This window comes from Nocardia canadensis (assembly GCF_032656385.1).
Lineage (GTDB): Bacteria > Actinomycetota > Actinomycetes > Mycobacteriales > Mycobacteriaceae > Nocardia > Nocardia canadensis.
The window spans coordinates 859,552-877,848 of record NZ_JAVCWB010000002.1; the positions used below are offsets into that span (position 1 = coordinate 859,552).

General features: G+C 70.3%; 19 protein-coding genes. 13 read left to right on the forward strand and 6 right to left on the reverse strand.

Features of this window, described 5'->3' with window-relative positions:
• Nucleotides 1–120 precede the first annotated feature (120 nt).
• The 6 genes from alr (at nucleotide 121) to tsaD (ending at nucleotide 5,109) form a co-directional block, all read left to right on the forward strand.
• A complete protein-coding gene (alr, locus tag Q7X29_RS07130; protein ID WP_316573711.1) occupies nucleotides 121–1,257 on the forward strand; it encodes an alanine racemase in 1,137 nt (378 codons plus the stop codon).
• Nucleotides 1,254–2,330, forward strand: coding sequence for an alpha/beta fold hydrolase (locus Q7X29_RS07135; RefSeq protein ID WP_316573594.1), 1,077 nt, complete (start codon nucleotides 1,254–1,256; stop codon nucleotides 2,328–2,330). The genes alr and Q7X29_RS07135 overlap by 4 nt, the downstream gene beginning before the upstream one ends.
• Nucleotides 2,323–2,778: a tRNA (adenosine(37)-N6)-threonylcarbamoyltransferase complex ATPase subunit type 1 TsaE gene (gene tsaE / locus Q7X29_RS07140; protein ID WP_218717750.1), complete on the forward strand. Its 456-nt coding sequence runs from the start codon at nucleotides 2,323–2,325 to the stop codon at nucleotides 2,776–2,778. Before Q7X29_RS07135 ends, tsaE begins: the two co-directional genes overlap by 8 nt.
• 65 nt (nucleotides 2,779–2,843) lie before the next feature.
• Entirely contained in the window at nucleotides 2,844–3,542 is a 699-nt protein-coding gene (tsaB, locus tag Q7X29_RS07145) for a tRNA (adenosine(37)-N6)-threonylcarbamoyltransferase complex dimerization subunit type 1 TsaB (RefSeq protein ID WP_218717751.1), read from the forward strand.
• A gap of 29 nt (nucleotides 3,543–3,571) precedes the next feature.
• On the forward strand, nucleotides 3,572–4,066 hold the full coding sequence (gene rimI / locus Q7X29_RS07150; RefSeq protein ID WP_218717760.1) for a ribosomal protein S18-alanine N-acetyltransferase: 495 nt from the start codon (nucleotides 3,572–3,574) through the stop codon (nucleotides 4,064–4,066).
• Complete coding sequence (gene tsaD / locus Q7X29_RS07155) at nucleotides 4,063–5,109, forward strand: tRNA (adenosine(37)-N6)-threonylcarbamoyltransferase complex transferase subunit TsaD (RefSeq protein WP_316573595.1); 1,047 nt, start codon at nucleotides 4,063–4,065, stop codon at nucleotides 5,107–5,109. The genes rimI and tsaD overlap by 4 nt, the downstream gene beginning before the upstream one ends.
• On the opposite strand, the gene Q7X29_RS07160 is transcribed toward tsaD, so the two are convergent.
• The gene (locus Q7X29_RS07160) at nucleotides 5,106–6,611 is read right to left on the reverse strand and encodes an Hsp70 family protein (RefSeq protein WP_218717753.1); all 1,506 of its coding nucleotides are present in this window, start codon (nucleotides 6,609–6,611) and stop codon (nucleotides 5,106–5,108) included. The two genes, tsaD and Q7X29_RS07160, sit on opposite strands and share 4 nt — an antisense overlap.
• 362 nt (nucleotides 6,612–6,973) lie before the next feature.
• On the opposite strand from Q7X29_RS07160, the gene groES reads away from it, so the two are divergent.
• Together groES and groL are read left to right on the forward strand one after the other, a co-directional pair.
• A complete protein-coding gene (gene groES / locus Q7X29_RS07165) occupies nucleotides 6,974–7,273 on the forward strand; it encodes a co-chaperone GroES (RefSeq protein WP_110037083.1) in 300 nt (99 codons plus the stop codon).
• Between the two features lie 158 nt (nucleotides 7,274–7,431).
• Nucleotides 7,432–9,042, forward strand: a complete 1,611-nt coding sequence (gene groL, locus Q7X29_RS07170) for a chaperonin GroEL (protein WP_218717754.1) — start codon at nucleotides 7,432–7,434, stop codon at nucleotides 9,040–9,042.
• Nucleotides 9,043–9,102: 60 nt separating this feature from the next.
• Here the strand turns inward: groL and Q7X29_RS07175 are convergent, their stop codons facing one another.
• The 3 genes from Q7X29_RS07175 to Q7X29_RS07185 all read right to left on the reverse strand — a co-directional run bounded on the left by Q7X29_RS07175 (nucleotide 9,103) and on the right by Q7X29_RS07185 (nucleotide 10,392).
• Nucleotides 9,103–9,354 carry an RskA family anti-sigma factor gene (locus Q7X29_RS07175; protein ID WP_218717755.1) on the reverse strand — a complete coding sequence of 84 codons (252 nt, stop codon included), beginning with the start codon at nucleotides 9,352–9,354 and terminating at the stop codon, nucleotides 9,103–9,105.
• A 1-nt stretch (nucleotide 9,355) separates the two neighbouring features.
• Nucleotides 9,356–9,973 carry a sigma-70 family RNA polymerase sigma factor gene (locus Q7X29_RS07180; protein WP_255587510.1) on the reverse strand — a complete coding sequence of 206 codons (618 nt, stop codon included), beginning with the start codon at nucleotides 9,971–9,973 and terminating at the stop codon, nucleotides 9,356–9,358.
• Between the two features lie 125 nt (nucleotides 9,974–10,098).
• Entirely contained in the window at nucleotides 10,099–10,392 is a 294-nt protein-coding gene (locus Q7X29_RS07185; RefSeq protein ID WP_022567299.1) for a WhiB family transcriptional regulator, read from the reverse strand.
• Between the two features lie 713 nt (nucleotides 10,393–11,105).
• Here Q7X29_RS07185 and Q7X29_RS07190 point away from each other — a divergent pair.
• The 3 genes from Q7X29_RS07190 (at nucleotide 11,106) to Q7X29_RS07200 (ending at nucleotide 13,693) form a co-directional block, all read left to right on the forward strand.
• Complete coding sequence (locus Q7X29_RS07190) at nucleotides 11,106–11,849, forward strand: hypothetical protein (RefSeq protein WP_316573596.1); 744 nt, start codon at nucleotides 11,106–11,108, stop codon at nucleotides 11,847–11,849.
• 157 nt (nucleotides 11,850–12,006) lie between these two features.
• On the forward strand, nucleotides 12,007–12,585 hold the full coding sequence (locus Q7X29_RS07195) for a sigma-70 family RNA polymerase sigma factor (protein ID WP_110037079.1): 579 nt from the start codon (nucleotides 12,007–12,009) through the stop codon (nucleotides 12,583–12,585).
• Nucleotides 12,578–13,693 carry an anti-sigma-D factor RsdA gene (locus Q7X29_RS07200; RefSeq protein ID WP_218717318.1) on the forward strand — a complete coding sequence of 372 codons (1,116 nt, stop codon included), beginning with the start codon at nucleotides 12,578–12,580 and terminating at the stop codon, nucleotides 13,691–13,693. Before Q7X29_RS07195 ends, Q7X29_RS07200 begins: the two co-directional genes overlap by 8 nt.
• A gap of 133 nt (nucleotides 13,694–13,826) precedes the next feature.
• On the opposite strand, the gene Q7X29_RS07205 is transcribed toward Q7X29_RS07200, so the two are convergent.
• Nucleotides 13,827–14,240: a DUF5319 domain-containing protein gene (locus tag Q7X29_RS07205; protein ID WP_011207424.1), complete on the reverse strand. Its 414-nt coding sequence runs from the start codon at nucleotides 14,238–14,240 to the stop codon at nucleotides 13,827–13,829.
• A gap of 217 nt (nucleotides 14,241–14,457) precedes the next feature.
• On the opposite strand from Q7X29_RS07205, the gene guaB reads away from it, so the two are divergent.
• A complete protein-coding gene (gene guaB, locus Q7X29_RS07210) occupies nucleotides 14,458–16,002 on the forward strand; it encodes an IMP dehydrogenase (protein WP_305082650.1) in 1,545 nt (514 codons plus the stop codon).
• Nucleotides 16,003–16,319: 317 nt separating this feature from the next.
• Entirely contained in the window at nucleotides 16,320–17,474 is a 1,155-nt protein-coding gene (locus Q7X29_RS07215; RefSeq protein WP_218717349.1) for a GuaB3 family IMP dehydrogenase-related protein, read from the forward strand.
• Here the strand turns inward: Q7X29_RS07215 and Q7X29_RS07220 are convergent.
• Nucleotides 17,471–18,271, reverse strand: coding sequence for an alpha/beta fold hydrolase (locus tag Q7X29_RS07220; RefSeq protein WP_218717319.1), 801 nt, complete (start codon nucleotides 18,269–18,271; stop codon nucleotides 17,471–17,473). The two genes, Q7X29_RS07215 and Q7X29_RS07220, sit on opposite strands and share 4 nt — an antisense overlap.
• Between the last annotated feature and the right edge of the window lie 26 nt (nucleotides 18,272–18,297).

Consider the following 18,297-nt stretch of genomic DNA (forward strand, 5'->3'; position numbering starts at 1 on the left):
GAGAATTCCGAGACGACCGCGAACCTGCCCCCTCGCGTGTGGACGGGGAGTGCGCGTGGTCGGCCGCCGCGGGGTGAGGTAGGCAGCCCAGCTGCCACGAATCCGGCGGGTCCTGGCAGGATCGAAGCCGTGAATGCGCAAGTGGAGACTGTCATCGACCTGGATGCCATCGCCCACAACGTGCGTGTGCTGCGCGAGTTCGCGCAGGGCGCCGGGGTGATGGCGGTGGTCAAGGCCGACGGCTACAACCACGGCGCGGTCGAGGTCGGGCGCACGGCGCTGGCGGCGGGAGCCACCGAGCTGGGGGTCACGACCGTCGCCGAGGCGCTGGCCCTGCGCGCCGCCGGGATCACCGCGCCGATCCTGTGCTGGCTCAACACCATCGATGCCGATTTCGGCGCCGCGATCGCGGCCGATGTCGAGATCGGGGTGTCCTCGCTCACGCAGTTGCGGGCCGTCGAGCGGGCCGCGCGCGCGAGCGGCCGGACCGCCACCGTGACGCTCAAGGTCGACACCGGCTTGAACCGCAACGGGGTCTCGGTCGCCGAGTATCCGCAGGTCCTGCGGGCACTGCGCGTCCTCGTCGACGAGCAGGTCGTTCGGTTCCGGGCGATCTTCTCCCACCTCGCGCACTCCGACGAACCGGAGCATCCGATGCTCGACCGGCAGCGGGAACGCTTCGTGGAGGCGATCGCGCAGGCCAAGGAGCAGGGGCTGGAACCCGAGCAGGTGCACCTGGCCAACTCCGCGGCCACGCTGACCCGCCCCGACCTGCACTTCGACGTGGTGCGCCCGGGCATCGCGGTGTACGGGCTGTCGCCGATCCCGGAGCTCGGCGACTTCGGGCTGCGGCCCGCGATGACGTTGCAAGCCGAGGTCACCCTGGTGAAACGGGTGCCGGCGGGGGAGGGCGTGTCCTATGGGCACCGCTGGATCGCGCCGCGTGACACGACGGTCGCGCTGGTGCCCGCCGGGTACGCCGACGGTGTATTCCGCTCGCTGAGTGGGCGTTTCGAGGTGTGGCTGGGCGGGTCCCGGCACCGTAATGTCGGGCGGGTGTGCATGGACCAGTTCATGGTCGACCTCGGCGACAACCCGGGCGGCGTGCGGGAGGGTGATCGGGCGGTGCTCTTCGGCGGCGGCGCCGGGCATCCGCACGCGCTCGACTGGGCCAGGCTGCTCGACACCATCGACTACGAGGTGGTCTGCTCGCCGCGCGGCCGGGCCGTGCGCCGCTACGTGGGGACCGGCCGATGACGCGGGGCAGGGTGATCCTGCGCGGCGGCCTGGCGACCGCGAGCCTGCTCGGCGCGCTCGCCGTCGCGCACACGCTGCGCCGGATCGGCGCGCGCGTGCTGTGGCCCGCCGAACGCGACGAGTACCGCGACGAGAACTTCGCCCTGATCGACGAGGACGAGCCGGGGTCGGTGATCGCCGACGACGGTGTGTCGCTGGCCACCCGCACCTACGGTGACGAGTCCGCCGAGGTGACCGTCGTGTTCGTGCACGGCTTCTGCAACAGCATGGAGTCCTTCCACTTCCAGCGCCGCGATCTCGCGCGCGCCTGGGGTCCGCGGGTCCGGATGGTCTTCTTCGACCAGCGCGGGCACGGCCGCTCCGGCACGCCGAGCACCGAGAGCTGCACCGTCGCCCAGCTCGGCCACGATGTCGCCGCCGTGCTGCGCGAGTGCGCGCCGACCGGGCCGGTGGTGCTGGTGGGCCATTCGCTCGGCGGGATGGCCGTGCTCGCGGCCGCGGCGCAGTTCCCCGAACTCTTCGCGGCGCGGGTGCGCGCGGTCGGCCTGTTCTGCACCGCCGCCGCCGAGGTGACCGCGACCGGGCTGCCGCAGCTGCTGCGGCATCCGGCCATCGACGGGTTCCGGATGGCGGTGCGCACCGCGCCCGCCGTCGTCCAGGTGAGCCGGACCGCGAGCAAGCAGCTGGTGACGCCGATCCTGCACGTCAGCTCGTTCCACGGTCCGGTGAGCCCGACGCTGTCGCGATTCACCACGATGATGATCGACCGCACCCCGGTCGTGACCATCGAGAAGTTCCTGAAAGCGATTGAGTTGCACGATGAGTCGGCGGCGCTGCCGGTGCTGGCCGAGATGCCGGTGCTGGTCCTGGGCGGCGCGCACGACATGGTGATCCCGTTCCGCAATTCGCGCGCGCTGGCCGCGGCGCTGCCCGGCAGCGAGCTGGTGCGGGTGCGCGAGGCCGCGCACATGCCGCACCTGCAGTACCCCGAGGTGACGCTGGACGCGCTCGACCGGCTGCTGGCCGCCGCCGGCTTCGGCGACGCGCGGAGTGGGGAGGCCGTCGGTGGCTGAGCCACAGCAGCGTGTCCTCGCCACAGTCGAGGACACCGAGGCGTTCGGCCGGGAGCTGGCCGCGACCCTGCGCGCCGGCGACCTGGTGGTGCTCGACGGTCCGCTCGGCGCCGGAAAAACGGCGCTGACCAGGGGAATCGCGGCGGGTCTCGGCGTGGCTGGCCGGGTCAGCTCGCCGACCTTCATCATCGCGCGGGCGCACAAGGCGGGGCAGCGGCCCGACGGCACGCCCGGCGTCGCGCTGGTGCACGTGGACGCCTACCGCCTCGCGGGCGACCTGGACGAACTCGACGCTCTCGACCTCGACACCGACTTACATCACGCCGTCGTGGTGGTGGAGTGGGGCAAGGGTGTCGTCGAACACCTCACCGAGCGGCATCTGCGGGTGCAACTCGCCCGGGAACCGGAATCCGATGTGCGCACGGCCATCTGGGAGTGGATCGAATAACCCGTGGATCGGCGGGCACCGGTGCGCGCCGGGCGCGGAAACCACCCGGTATTGTTGAGACAATCATGCTCGTACTAGCAGTCGACACCGCGACACCCGCCGTTACAGCGGGATTGGTGCATCTGTCACCTGCCGCCGACGCGGACGCCCGGCCCGCCGTGGCGACGCTCGCTGCCCGCGTGAAGGTCGACGCCCGCGCCCACGCCGAAGTGCTCACCCCGCAGATCCTGGAATGCCTCACCGAGGCCGGGGTGCGCCGCGACGAGCTCGACGCGCTCGTCGTCGGGATCGGGCCGGGCCCGTTCACCGGGCTGCGCGTCGGGATGGCCACCGCCGCCGCCTTCGGTGACGCGCTGGGGCTGCCCGTGTACGGGGTGTGCAGCCTCGATGCCATCGCCGCCGAGGCCGAGGCCACGGGCGAGCAGCGCGACATCGGCGAACTGCTGGTGGTGACCGACGCGCGCAGGCGCGAGGTCTACTGGGCCCGCTACCTGAACGGGACGCGCAGCGCCGGACCCGAGGTGTGCAAGCCCGCCGAGGTCCCGCTCGGCGACGCCGCCGCGATCGCGGGCTCGGCCGCCCACGTCGACTACTTCGATCTGCCGGTGCTGCCGAGCGAGACGCCCTCGCCCGCCGGGCTGGTGACCGTCGCCGCGGCCGAGCTGCTGGCCGGTACCGCGCCCGAGCCGCTGGTCCCGCTGTACCTGCGCAGGCCCGACGCCGTGGAGAACAGCTTCCGCACCCTCGACCGGACCGGGGCGTGAGCGCCGTGTCCGACTACCGGATCGCACCGATGACGGTGCACGACATCGACCGCTGCGTCGAGCTCGAGCACCTGCTGTTCCCCGAGGACGACCCCTGGCAGGCGGTGTCGTTCCGGTCCGAGCTGGCCGGCGCGCACAACCGCTACATCACCGCCCGCGACGCGAACGGCGCGATGGTCGGGTACGCGGGCATCGCGCTGCTCGGCGACGCCGCGCATCCCGAAGCCGAGGTGCACACCATCGGCGTCGATCCGGACTGTCATCGCGGCGGCATCGGCACGCTGCTGCTGGAGGCGTTGCTGGCCACCGCCGCCGAACGTGGCGGCCCGGTGTTCCTCGAGGTCCGCACCGACAACGCGCCCGCGATCGCGCTCTACGCCAAGCACGGTTTCCACATCATCGGGCTGCGCAAGAACTACTACCACCCCAGCGGCGCCGACGCGTACACGATGCGCAGGCCCGAACTCACCGTGGCGGCCGACGAATGGGCCGCGCGCGGCAGGCAGGACGAGGTGCTGTCGTGATCGTCATGGGCATCGAAAGCTCGTGCGACGAAACGGGAGTCGGCATCGTCCGGCGCCACCCGGATGGTTCGCTGGAACTGCTCGCCGACGAGGTGGCCTCCAGCGTCGACCAGCACGCGCGCTTCGGCGGCGTGGTCCCCGAGATCGCCTCGCGCGCGCATCTCGAGGCGATCGTGCCCGCCATGCGCCGGGCGCTGGCCGCCGCGGGCATCAGCAAGCCCGACGCGCTCGCCGTCACCATCGGGCCCGGCCTCGCCGGTGCGCTGCTGGTCGGCGTCGCCGCGGCCAAGGCCTACGCGGCCGCCTGGGACGTACCGTTCTACGCGCTCAACCACCTCGGCGGGCACGTCGCGGTGGACACTCTCGAGCACGGTCCGCTGCCGCCCGCGGTGGCGCTGCTCGTCTCCGGCGGGCACACGCACCTGCTGCAGGTCACCGACCTGGGCTCGCCGATCACCGAACTCGGCAGCACGGTCGACGACGCCGCGGGCGAGGCCTTCGACAAGGTCGCCCGCCTGCTCGGCCTCGGCTACCCGGGCGGTCCCTGCCTCGACGCGGCGGCCAAGGACGGGGACCCGCGCGCGATCGCGTTCCCGCGCGGCATGACCGGTCCGCGCGATGCCCGCTACGACTTCTCCTTCTCCGGCCTCAAGACCGCGGTAGCCCGCTATGTCGAGGCCGCGCAGCGCCAGGGCATCGGCCCCGACCAGCTGCCGATCCCGGATATCGCCGCGTCCTTCCAGGAGGCGGTGGCCGATGTGCTGACGATGAAGGCCGTGCGCGCCGCGACCGATGTCGGCGTGGACACGATCGTGCTCGGCGGCGGTGCCACCGCGAATTCGCGGATTCGTTCGCTGGCCGAGGAACGCTGCGCGGCAGCGGGATTGACCCTGCGGGTGCCCAAGCCTCGGCTGTGCACCGACAACGGGGTGATGATCGCGGCGCTCGGTGCGCACGTGATCGCGGCGGGCGCGCAGCCCGCGGAATTGACGGTCGCCACCGATCCGGGTCTGCCGGTGTCGGTGAGCGCTCTGCGCGGCTAGTCGATCAGCTGCAGTGGCGCGCTCTCCGGTGTACTCGCGGCGGGCGGCACCGGGAGCAGGCCCTGGGCGGGCCGCTGGGACGGTGAGGTGTTCGGCGTCGACGGTCGCTGCTGCTGGCCACCCGAGGACCCACTGTCGATCGGGCCGAGCGGCGACTCCGGGTAGGGGATCTGCGGCAGATTCGGATCCGGGCGCAGCGTGGGCGCCGTCGTCGACGACGGCGGCGCCATCTGGCTCGGGGGCGACGACGGCGGCGTGGTCGACGGCGTGGTCGGGGCCGGGGTCGTGGTGACTTCGGTGGTGGGCGGCGCGTTGGTGACGCCGGTGCGGTCGGTGCTCTCGCGATTCTGGGGTGTCGGTGCCTGCTGCGGCACCACGGGTAACGGCGGTTGCCGCACGGTGCTGCTGGTGCCCGCGGGGGTGACATCGGCGGGGTCGGGCGAGACCGCCTGCACGCCGTAGCCGATCACCAGGCCGACCACGACGACCGCGCCGGCCAGCGTCCCGGCGACCTTGGCGAAGGTGCCGCTCGGGGCGTCGCCCAGCGCGGCCACCTGCAGGGCCGAGGGTGCCGCCGCGTCGGCGACGAGCGCGGCGCCCTTGGCGATCACGGCCTCCGGATCGGGCACGGTGAGGACCGGGACGTCCAGCCTGCCGTGCAGCGTCTCCACGACGGCGGGGATGTTGGCGCAGCCGCCGATCACCGCGACCGCCTCGGGGTACTTCGGCGCGCGGGTGAAGACCGAACCGGTGAACAGCGCGATATTGCGCAGCAGCCCACCGATGAGCTCCTCGAAATCGGAGCGGGTGAGCTTGAGCGGCTGCCCGGCGACGTGGTCGATAGTGACCGCGGGCGCGATCGACAGGTGCTCCTTGGCCGCCCGGCCCCGGTTGGTCAGGGTGCCGCGGTTGGGCCTGGTGCCCCGGCGGGCGTAGTGCAGGTCGACGAGGTGGTGGTAGATCAGCTCGTCGATGGCGTTGCCGCTGAGCGTGGGCGTGCGTTCGGTGTGCAGGATCGTGCCGTCGGCGTAGTCGACGACGGTGACGGTGAGTCCGGTGGCGCCGAGGTCGACCACGGCGACGGTGGCGTAGCGGCCGAGCAGGCCGGTGTCGCGTAAGTAGGTCATCGCCGCGGTGCCCTCGGGCACCAGCCGCAGATCCCGGTGCCGGGTGGTGGCGGCCCGGATGGCCTGGGCCTGCTCCTTGTTCCGGTAGGCGACGGCGACGCTGGTCGGTGGGCGCGATCGGGCCGACTCGGCCCTGCGGTGCGCGCCGGTGGAATAACGCCCGAGCGGTTCGCCCGCCATGGCGGCGCCCTGGGTGACGGGCAGCTGGGTGGTCATCAGCTCGATCGAGGACGACACGAGATCGCCGAGATCGGAATGGGCCGCGTCGGCGGAGACGACGCGGTAATCGAAGCTCTGCTCACCGGCCGGACCGGTGGCGACCAGCGCTGAGCACACCACCTCGTTACCTGCGGAGATGCCGAGGGATGTTCGCATGTTCACCTCCCTTCGAGCGGATGGTTCTGTGATGCCGACCATCTCGAATGGAACGCTATACATATCCTTTCACAGCCTGTTATGCGAACGTTACAGATTGTGGCAAGCGATGTGAAGATCACTGGCCAGTGTGGGCGTGTCGAAAATGCGACATTGGCAGAACCCGGCCTTGAGCGCTGGCACTCTCACGTATAGAGTGCTAGTCGGCACTGTGTAGCTGTGCTTGTGCCAGTCGACTACTGGGCTTCGGGTCCCGGCACCCGCGACGACGGGGCTGACGCGCAGGGTCGGATGCAGACCGAAACCCGGTCCGGGACAACAGTTCCGGACGACCGAATTCCCCTGAAAGTGGAGGGCTCAACGTGGCGAGCGTGAACATCAAGCCGCTCGAGGACAAGATCCTCGTCCAGGCCAACGAGGCCGAGACGACGACGGCCTCCGGCCTGGTCATCCCGGACACGGCCAAGGAGAAGCCGCAGGAGGGCACCGTCATCGCCGTCGGCGAGGGCCGGATCACCGACAAGGGTGACCGCATCCCCGTCGACGTCAAGGAAGGCGACGTCGTCATCTACAGCAAGTACGGCGGCACCGAGATCAAGTACCAGGGTGGCGAGTACCTCATCCTGTCGGCGCGCGACATCCTGGCCGTCGTCACCAAGTAGGCCAACGCCGCATTCGCGTTCCGCCCCGGCGTCGTCCAGCGACCCGGGGCGGATTGCGTTCTCACTCGCGGCATGAGCGACGGACCCGGAGGCGGCAGCTCGCGTCACCACGTAGGGGCCCGGGAGTGCCGCCATTCAACACAGGAGCTGAATCCTTTATGGCAAAGCAGATCGAGTTCGACGAGAAGGCTCGCCGGGCTCTGGAACGCGGTGTCGACAAGCTCGCCGACGCCGTCAAGGTGACCCTCGGTCCCCGTGGCCGCCACGTCGTGCTGGCCAAGGCCTTCGGTGGCCCGACCGTCACCAACGACGGTGTCACCATCGCGCGGGACATCGACCTCGAGGACCCCTTCGAGAACCTCGGCGCGCAGCTCGTCAAGAGCGTCGCCACCAAGACCAACGACGTCGCCGGTGACGGCACCACGACCGCGACCGTGCTGGCCCAGGCCTTCGTGCGCGCCGGCCTGAAGAACGTCGCCGCGGGTGCCAACCCGATCTCCCTCGGCCAGGGCATCGCGCTGGCCGCCGACAAGGTGTCGGAGGTGCTGCTGGCCGCGGCCACCCCGGTCTCCGGCGAGCAGGCCATCGCCCAGGTCGCCACCGTCTCCTCGCGCGACGAGGAGATCGGCGCGATGGTCGGCAAGGCGCTGACCACCGTCGGCAAGGACGGCGTGGTGACGGTCGAGGAGTCCTCGACCACCCAGACCGAGCTCGTGATCACCGAGGGTGTGGCGTTCGACAAGGGCTACCTCTCGCCCTACTTCGTGACCGACCCCGAGACCCAGCAGGCCGTGCTGGAGGACACCTACGTCCTGCTGCACCGCGACAAGATCAGCTCGCTGCCCGACCTGCTGCCGCTGCTCGAGAAGATCGCCGAGTCCGGCAAGTCGGTGCTGATCATCGCCGAGGACATCGAGGGCGAGGCGCTGTCCACCCTGGTGGTCAACTCGATCCGCAAGACCCTCAAGGCCGTCGCGGTCAAGGCGCCGTTCTTCGGTGACCGCCGCAAGGCGTTCCTCGACGACCTGGCCGTCGTCACCGGTGGCACCGTGATCAACCCCGACCTGGGCGTCACCCTGCGCGAGGCCACCATCGAGCAGCTCGGTCAGGCGCGTCGCATCGTCGTCACCAAGGACGAGACCGTCCTGATCGACGGCGCGGGCACCGAGGCCGACATCGCGGCCCGCAGCGCGCAGCTGCGTCGCGAGATCGAGGCCACCGATTCCGACTGGGATCGCGAGAAGCTCGAGGAGCGTCTGGCGAAGCTGGCCGGCGGCGTCGCGGTGATCCGCGTCGGCGCGGCCACCGAGACCGCGCTCAAGGAGCGCAAGTACCGCGTCGACGACGCGGTCGCGGCGGCTAAGGCCGCGGTCGAGGAGGGCATCGTCGCCGGTGGCGGTACCGCACTCGTGCAGGCCGCGACCGCGCTGATCGAGCTGCGCGACTCGCTGACCGGTGACCAGCGCGTCGGCGTCGAGGTCGTCCGCAAGGGCCTCGAGGCGCCGCTGTTCTGGATCGCCACCAACGCCGGTGTCGACGGCGCGGTCGTCGTCAGCAAGGTCGCCGAGGGCAAGGAGGGCTTCAACGCCGCCACCCTGACCTACGGTGACCTGCTCACCGACGGTGTCGTCGACCCGGTCAAGGTGACCCGCTCCGCCGTGGTGAACGCCGCCTCGGTCGCGCGGATGATCCTGACCACCGAGAGCGCCATCGTGGAGAAGCCGGCCGAGGAGGCCGACGACCACGGGCATCACGGCCACGCGCACTGACCCGCGGCACGACGAAGGCCCCTGGACCGCACTGCGGTTCGGGGGCCTTTCGTTTTCGCGCTAGCTGGCTACCGGGGGCTCTTCGGCGTCGAGCGCGGCCAGCAGGCGCGCACGCAGGGAGGGGGGAGGTGGTGTCGGGGTACTCGCAGCGAGTTCGGCGAGGACCGTGCGGGTAGCGCGGATCTCGTGCAGGAACTCGGTACAGAGGACGGGGTCTTCGGTATCGATGATGGTCTGGATCGCGTGATGGTCTTCGTCGTCGATCAATCCGAGCGCGACGGTGTGCGCGAGATCGATCTGGGCTTCGTTCATCTCACGTCACCCCCAAACTTTTCTTCAGTCGTGTCAGTCCGTCCCGAATACGGGACTTGACGGTCGGTAGTCCGATGCCGAGGTGCTGAGCTACCTCCGCATAGGTGCGCCCGCCGTAGTAGGCGAGCGAGATCGCCTCGCGCTGCGTCTCGGTCAAAGTCGAGAGCCCGCGCTGGACGGCCTGTTGTTCGAGTCTGCGTTCCACCTCCTCCGTGACCTCGTCGAATTCGTTGCCGAGAACCCGTATCCCGTACGCGACCTCGCGCTGGGTGTGGGCTTGCTCGGCACGAACCCGGTCGACCGCCCGTCGGTGCGCCAACGTCATCAGCCAGGTCACCGCCGACCCCTTGGCGGGGTCGAAACTCGTTGCGGTGCGCCAGATCTGGAGATAGACCTCTTGCGTGGTCTCCTCCGCGTATCCCGGGTCGTGGAGGACCCGCAGGATCAGGCCGAAGACGCGCGCAGACGTCCGGTCGTACAGTTCGGCAAAGGCTTGCTGGTCGGACAGGCCGCATCGTTCCAACAGTGCAGCTAGCTCGACTCCTTCGGCCGCGCGTGCGGTAACCGCAGAATCCACGCTCGGTGGGAAGGCTTCGCTTCGGAACCCATTCTGTGTCATCGGTCACGAATGTAGCCCGCGGCTATGACCTCCCTCCGCCCGGGGGTGCCTTGTTCGGGTGCCAGCTGTTTGCTAGAGATTCGGCACGCCACGCCGGGCGGATGGGAGTTGATTTGCCGAAGTATCTAGACGGCCATGCGGCGCCGGTTGCGGCGCGCGTGCATCTCGCGTTCGGTCTCCGACATCCCGCCCCAGATGCCGTACGGCTCGCTCACCTTGAGCGCGTGGGTACGGCACTGCATCAGCACGGGGCAGGCCCGGCAGATCTCCTTGGCGCGCATCTCGCGCGCGGTGCGGGCACGGCCACGTTCGCCGTCGGGATGGAAGAAGACGGCGGAGTCCTGGCCGCGGCACGAACCGCGCATCTGCCAATCCCAGACATCGGCGTTCGGGCCGGGGAGGTGGGTGGGCATGGGCATGGTGAACTCCTTGTGGTGCGAGCTCGTCAGCGTTGTCGAGCGACGTGGTGCGGCAGGTCTTCGCGCCACCTCGCGCGGAGGTGGCCGGCTCGACGGTGCCTGACGGTGCCGAAGGTGGTCGCTGCAATTTCGCGCGGCGCCGACCCCGGCGATGAGCTACGTTAGGTGCACGCGGGAATTTCCGTCAATAGTTCGACGCATTGGTACCGCAAATCCGCAACGCTGAAATTTAACCTGCGCACTGTTTACATTTCATGCTCGACCCGTCCATACTGTTCGGTTGGCTATGGATGGGTCGCCGCGCGGTGCTCGCGGTGTCGGGCGTTTCCCCAGGTCGCGCCAGGCAGGGCCGGTTTCGGCCCGCTGGGCCGCCGGTCGGGCGGGTGTTCCGGGTCACAACGGCCCTCCGCCGTGGACGGGGCGCAGATGGCGTAATCGGGGCGCCGAGGTTAATTGCGCGAAACGCATGTGAATTCGAAACTTTGCGGTAGCGGTGCCGGCGGGCGGAGATTTACCTGATGGCAACATGAGCCATCGGAGGAAAAGCTGATCGGTAGCTGCGCCTGCGTCGTCGTGACATATCACGAGAAGGCCTCGCCGCCGGTGGCGGCTACAGTCTCGGCGTGCAGACAACGGCTTCACCCGCGGATATCGGTTCCGAAATACTCGCTGCGACTGCTTTCGGGCCAACGCCCGGCACGGCCGCTGCGGAGTTGCCGACTCCGGCTACCCCCCTGGACAGGTGGTATCGCGCTGTCGCGCTCGGCGCGCAGGGCCGCTACGCCGCTGCCAGAGCGGAGCTGCTGACGCTCACCCGCGCGCGCATCGATCCGGCGCTGCGCTCGCGCGTCGAGAGCACCCGCGGCTCGCTGCTGCGTCAGCTCGGCGGGCACGCCGCCGCCGCGACCTTCGACGGTCGCGCGGCCACGCTCGCCACCGGCGCCACCGGCGCCGCCCGCGCCGAGGCGCTGGCCGACGCCTACACCGGCCTGGCCGCCGACGCCCTCGGCACCGGCAGGCTCGCCCTGGCCCGCCGACTGCTCGGCCGGGTGGAACCGCTGCTGGCCGACGCCCCGGCCCGCTGCGCGGTGCGCTGGCACTGGGTGCGCGCGGAGACCGCGCTGGCCGGGGGCGCGGCGGCGCCGGCGCTGCGCGACGCCGAGACCGCGGTGGCGCTCGCCGCCGCCCTGCCCTCGGTGCGGCACCGGGTGAAATCGGCGCTGCTGGTCGCCGCCGCGACCGCCGCCACGGGCGACCTGGACGGGTCGGCGCGACGGGCCCGCGCGGTCGACGACGAGTGCCGCGAACACGGCCTGTTGCCCCTGCGCTGGGCCACGGCGCTACTGCGTGCCGGGGTGTGCGCGGAGGCCGAGTCGCGGGCCGCCGCAGCCGAAGCCGCAGATCATGCGGCCCGAATCCGCGCATGGGGTGGGGATTTCACGGCGCCGTCCTGGTGACCCCTCCCCGGTGATCTTCCTGAGAGGTCTCATAGAAGGGGCCAGGCCCGCTAGCGGGTGATCAACGGGTCGCTATTGTTAGTCCCGTTCCGCCCCTTCGGTGGAAGCTCGGTCACATTGGACCGCGCCACTCGTAACGCCAGGAAAATCTCTGACGATGACGCATATGGGCGAAGAGTTGGACCTCGCCGTCGCTGCGGCTGCGCAGGGCGACAGGACTGCTTTAGCTCAGGTACTGGAACTGATCCGTCCGCTGGTAGTCCGCTACTGCCGGGCCAGGATCGGGGCCGCGGAGCGCGGGCAGCTCTCCGCGGATGATGTTGCGCAAGAGGTCTGTTTGGCTGTGATGACCGCCCTGCCCCGCTATCAGGATCAGGGTCGGCCCTTCATGGCCTTCGTTTACGGCATCGCTTCGCACAAGGTCGCCGACGCCCATCGCAACGCCGCCCGTAACAAGGCGGAGGCGATGGCCGAAGTACCAGATGTCATATCCACCGACCAGGGACCGGAGCAGCGAGCTCTCGACTCGGAGACGAGCAGGCAGATGAACACTCTGCTGGCAACACTCCCCGAGAAACATCGGGAAATCCTGATCCTGCGCTTGGTCATGGGTCTGTCAGCAGAGGAAACCGCAGTCGCCGTGGGCAGCACGGCGGGGGCGATACGAGTAGCCCAGCACAGGGCACTCGCGAAACTGAAGTCACAAGTGGCGAGGGCAGGTGAAATGTATGGCTAGGGATGGCGAGCGCGGTCGAGGCGACCGGAAGGTTTGGCGTGGGTCGCACGACAGCGGTCCCTACGCCGCCGAGGATGCCGGTGATTCCGGTCCGGTCGACATCGCGGCGGTGCGCAGCGATGATGCGCTGATCGACGCGATCGCGAGCGACGGACCGGTGCGTACCGACAGCCCCGAGGAGTTCCAGCTGGCGTCGTTGCTCGCGGATTGGCGAGCTGACCTGCTGGCCGAGCCGATGCCCGCGGGTCCTGATCTGGACACCGTGTTCGCGGCGGTCAATCAGGAGATCGGCGCGCGGCAGGTTCGAGTCGGAGCTTCCTCGCGCGGACGTCTACGGCTGGTACGACCCATTCTCGGCGCGGCCGCGGCACTGGCCGTGGTCTTCGGCGGCATCACAGCGTTCTCCTACAGCGCGGCACCCGGCGATCCGCTGTGGCGCGTCAAGGAGGTCGTGTTCAGCGAGCAGGCGCAGTCGACCGTCGTGGCACGTGCCGACGACGATCTCGTCGCCGCGCAGAACCTGCTCGACGCCGGTAACCCGGAGCAGGCGCGGGCCCGGCTGGAACAGGCTTCGGCCACCGCGAGCCAGGTCAACGACCCGGGCAAGCGGGAGGATCTGGTCGCCCGCTGGAACCTGCTGCGTGACGAGCTGGCCAAGCGCGCGCCGGAGATCGCCGCCCAGCTGGCGCCGTCGGCGCCGACCTCACCCGGACAGACCAAGCCCACCTCACCGTCGCCGGCCTCGCCGACCCCCAACCCGGGCAGCACCGCTCCGGTGGCGCCGACCGGTCCCGGTGGTACCGCCGACCCGTCCTCGGAGCCGCCGGTGATCCTGCAGACGCCGGGTCCGGGTTCGGAGACCAAGCCGCTCGTTCCGCCGGTCACCGTCGAACCCACGGTGCCGCCGGTGACCACCGTGCCGACCACACCACCCCCGGTGACGGTCGACCCGACCACCCCGCAGACAACCATCGCCGAACCACCGCCGGTCACCGTGCCGACGGTGGTCCCGACGTCCGCTCCGGTGCCACCCACGGTGCCACCGACCCTGCAGACGCCGCCGGCCATGACGATCCTGCCCGCACCGCCCGCGGTGCCGTCACCCTGATCGTCGCGTTCTGACGACGAAGGCCCCGAACCTCAGGTTCGGGGCCTTCGTCGTTGGTGTCTGTCGATGCCGTGCGGCATCCGTCCCCCGCGCACGCGTGACCGGAGCGGGGGAGCGGCGCCCAGCGGACGGCTCAGCTGTCGAAGCCGTCGAAGCCGTCGCCGTGGAACGCCTCGTTCATCGAGGCGTCCGCGTAGCCGCGGCAGTAGTCCCAGGTGACGTACGCCTCGGGCGTCGGGTCGTAGGCGGGCTCGTGCGGACGGACGGTGCCGTCGACGAGTAGCTGGAGCAGGTTCGCCCGCAGCATGTCCCAGTCGTGGTAGTGATCTTGCCGACAATCCTCGCAGCTGACGACGAGCCCGCGGATGCCGCGATGGGCCAGCAGGGCTTCGTAGACGGCGAGGTCGGCGAGATCTTCCTCGACCGCGAGGCGCTCATGAGGATCCAGCGGCTCACCGGGCTCGATCGCATCGAGCGCGGCAGACGGGTCGGAGGGGTCTCCGGCGAAGGGATCCGGCGGCAGGCCAGGTGGTAGATGGTCACGCACATCCCCACGGTACGCAGTACTTGGTGGTCTGCGCCAGCGATGCACCGGGCAAGTTTGCCGCGGGGCTCACTTCACAGGCGTGTTCGCCCGCCGGATACCATGGAATGCAGGCGTCGGCGAGCTTGTTCTCACCGACCATCAATCATTTCCGCTCAGCACCGTCGCGCTGCATCTATCGGCGTCGGTTGCTACCGACGACCAGGAGGGGTCGATCCGAATGAGTAATCCCGTGTCGGGCGAACGAATCGCGGTGCGCCCTCCTACGGGTGGCGACGATCCGACCAAGATCGCCATGCTCGGCCTCACGTTCGACGACGTGCTGTTGCTGCCTGCCGCCTCGGATCTCATCCCCAGTTCCGTCGAGACCTCCAGCAGGCTCACCAGGGAGATCACCCTGCGCACCCCGCTGGTGAGTTCGGCCATGGACACCGTCACCGAGGCCCGCATGGCCATCGCGATGGCGCGTGCCGGTGGTATGGGCGTGCTGCACCGCAACCTCTCGGCCGCCGATCAGGCCGCCCAGGTGGAGACGGTGAAGCGGTCGGAGGCGGGCATGGTGACCGACCCGGTCACCTGTCGTCCCACCGACACCCTCGCCGAGGTCGACGCCATGTGCGCCCGGTTCCGCATCTCGGGCCTGCCCGTGGTGGACGAGACCGGCGCGCTGGTGGGCATCATCACCAACCGTGACATGCGTTTCGAGGTCGATCAGGATCGTCGCGTCGACGAGGTGATGACCAAGGCGCCGCTGATCACCGCCCAGGAGGGCGTCACCGCCGAGGCCGCGCTGGGTCTGCTGCGCCGCCACAAGATCGAGAAGCTGCCGATCGTCGACGGCAACGGCCGCCTGCGCGGCCTGATCACGGTCAAGGACTTCGTCAAGACCGATCAGTACCCCAACGCCACCAAGGACCGCGACGGCAGGCTGCTGGTCGGCGCCGCGATCGGCGTCGGCGAGGACTCCTGGTCGCGCGCGATGACGCTGGGCGACGCCGGGGTCGACGTGCTGATCGTCGACACCGCGCACGGTCACCAGTCGCAGGTGCTGCAGATGGTCGCCAAGGTCAAGGCCGAGGTGGGCGACCGGATCCAGATCGTCGGCGGCAATGTCGCCACCCGCGCGGGCGCCGCGGCGCTCGTCGAGGCGGGCGTCGACGCTGTCAAGGTGGGTGTCGGTCCCGGCTCGATCTGCACCACCCGCGTGGTCGCCGGTGTCGGCGCCCCGCAGATCACCGCGATCCTCGAGGCCGTCGCCGCGTGCAAGGCCGCCGGTGTGCCGGTCATCGCCGACGGTGGCGTGCAGTACTCCGGTGACGTCGCCAAGGCCATCGCGGCCGGCGCCTCCACCGTGATGCTCGGCTCGCTGCTCGCGGGCACCGCCGAGGCCCCCGGTGACCTGATCCTGGTCAACGGCAAGCAGTTCAAGAGCTACCGCGGCATGGGTTCGCTCGGTGCCATGCAGGGACGCGGCCAGGCCAAGTCGTACTCCAAGGACCGCTACTTCCAGGACGACGTGCTCGCCGAGGACAAGCTGGTCCCCGAGGGCATCGAGGGACGCGTGCCGTTCCGTGGCCCGGTCAACCAGGTGATCCACCAGCTCGTCGGCGGCCTGCGCGCGGCCATGGGCTACACCGGTTCGCAGAACATCGAGCACCTGCAGAACGCGCAGTTCGTGCAGATCACCGCGGCGGGCCTCAAGGAGAGCCACCCGCACGACATCACCATGACGGTCGAGGCCCCGAACTACACCGGGCGCGGCTGAGTACAATAGCTGCGTTTGTGCGCCGGAGGGCCGACCTCCGGCGCACAAACACGTGGGCAACTCGCACCTGGCAGGGGCTTGCGGTCCGCTGACCAACAGCGAAGGCTGGCGTCGAGATGTTGTCGGCCTTCCAACACCAACGTTCCCCGCACCCGCGACCTCGAGGAGCGGCGGCCACGCAGTGGCCGGTTCGCGGCCGGGCCGCCGGCCAGGCGCCGCGGCGTCGGCGACGCAGGAGCAAGCCGCGGTGACCGACCGGCGGCCCCCCGGGGGCCGCGAACTCGAGCGCGCCAGCGCTCAGAAAGCAGAGCGTGACTGTGCGTGACATGGTGGAAATCGGAATGGGCAGGGTCGCGCGGCGGACCTACGAGCTCGACGACGTCGACATCGTCCCCTCGCGGCGGACGCGCTCGTCCAAGCAGGTCTCGCTGGCCTGGCAGCTCGACGCCTACCGTTTCGAGATCCCGGTGCTCTCGCACCCGACCGACGCGCTGGTCTCCCCGGAGTTCGCGATCGAGCTGGGTCGCCTCGGCGGCCTCGGGGTGATCAACGGTGAGGGCCTGTGGGCCCGGCACGCCGACGTCCAGGACAAGGTCGATCAGCTGATCGATCTCGTCGACAAGGGGGGTTACGAACGCGCGATCTCCCTGCTGCAGGAATTACACGCCGCGCCCATGCAGCCCGATCTGCTCGCGGCCGCGGTCGCGCAGGTGCGCGCCGCGGGCGTGACCACCGCGGTGCGGGTCAGCCCGCAGAACGCGCGGGCGCTGACCCCGGCGCTGGTGCAGGCCGGGGTCGACCTGCTGGTGGTGCAGGGCACCATCATCTCCGCCGAGCATGTGGGCGACGGTGAGCCGCTGAACCTGAAGACCTTCATCGCCGAGCTGGACGTGCCGGTCGTGGCCGGTGGCGTGAGCGACCACCGCACCGCGCTGCACCTGATGCGCACCGGCGCCGCGGGCGTCATCGTCGGTTACGGCTCCTACCCGGGCGCCACCACCACCGGCGAGGTGCTCGGCATCGGCGTGCCGATGGCGACCGCGATCGCCGACGCCGCCGCGGCCCGCCGCGACTACCTCGACGAGACCGGCGGCCGCTACGTGCACGTCATCGCCGACGGTGACGTCGCCACCTCCGGCCAGCTCGCCAAGGCGATCGCCTGTGGCGCCGACGCCGTGATGCTCGGTGTGCCGCTGTCGGTGTCGGCCGAGGCGCCCGGGCGGGGCTGGTACTGGCCCTCGGCGACCGCGCACCCCTCGGTGCCGCGCGGCTCGTTCCTGCCGGTCGACGAGTCCTGGCTCGACGGCGCCGACGGCACGGTGACCCGCCCGAACCTCGAGCGCGTGCTCTACGGCCCCTCCGACGACCCGTTCGGCTCGCTGAACCTGGTCGGTGGCCTGCGCCGCTCGATGGCCAAGGCCGGCTACTCCGACCTCAAGGAATTCCAGAAGGTCGGGCTCAGCGTCCGCTAGCGCACGGGGGTCAGGGCGACCCTTTCCCGCAGGAACCGTGCGATCGCCGCGTTGACCGGTTCCGGGTGGGTCATCGTGACGGCCAGCCGGGCGCCATCGATCTCCATGAAGGTGGAGGCGGTGAGCCCGTCGGCCAGCGTGCGGGCGCGCGTGCCCGCGATGCCGCTGTGGGTGGCGTGGATGATCAGTGCGGGGCAGGTGATCTCGCGCAGCCGGTCCAGCACGGAGTCGCGTCCGAGCAGGCAGCCGACGGCGGCGTCGAGGCCGTTGTGGGCGTCGCTGACCCAGCGTTTGGTCCACACGTCGCGATGCCGATCGTCGTCGCCGATCAGCCAGTCGGCCAGGCGGCCCGCCGCTTCCTCGCGCGAGCCCTTGTCGTGCCACTCGTCGAGGAAGCGCTGGGTCGCGGTGGACTGCTCCCTGGTCGGCCCGTGCGCCTCGGTGCTGATGAGGATGAGCGCGGCGACCCGCTCCGGCGCGACCAGCGCGGTCCGCAACGCCGTGAATCCCCCTTGCGCGGTGCCGCCGACCACGGCGCGCTCGGCGCCGATGTCGTCGAGGACCGTCAGCGCGTCGCGCGCGGCGGTCCAGTACGTGAACGGCAACCGCTGATCCTTGGTACGGCCGTGTCCGCGCGCGTCCCAGGCCACGATCCGGAATTCGGGTGCCAGCACGGCCTGCTGCGCGGCGAACATGGTGCGGTCCATGAAGAACTCGTGGGCGAGCAACACCACCGGCCCCGTGCCACCGCTGTCCTCGTAGTAGATGTCGGCATCGATCGCGCGGGCGAATGGCACGAGCACGAGGATAACCAGCCCGACCG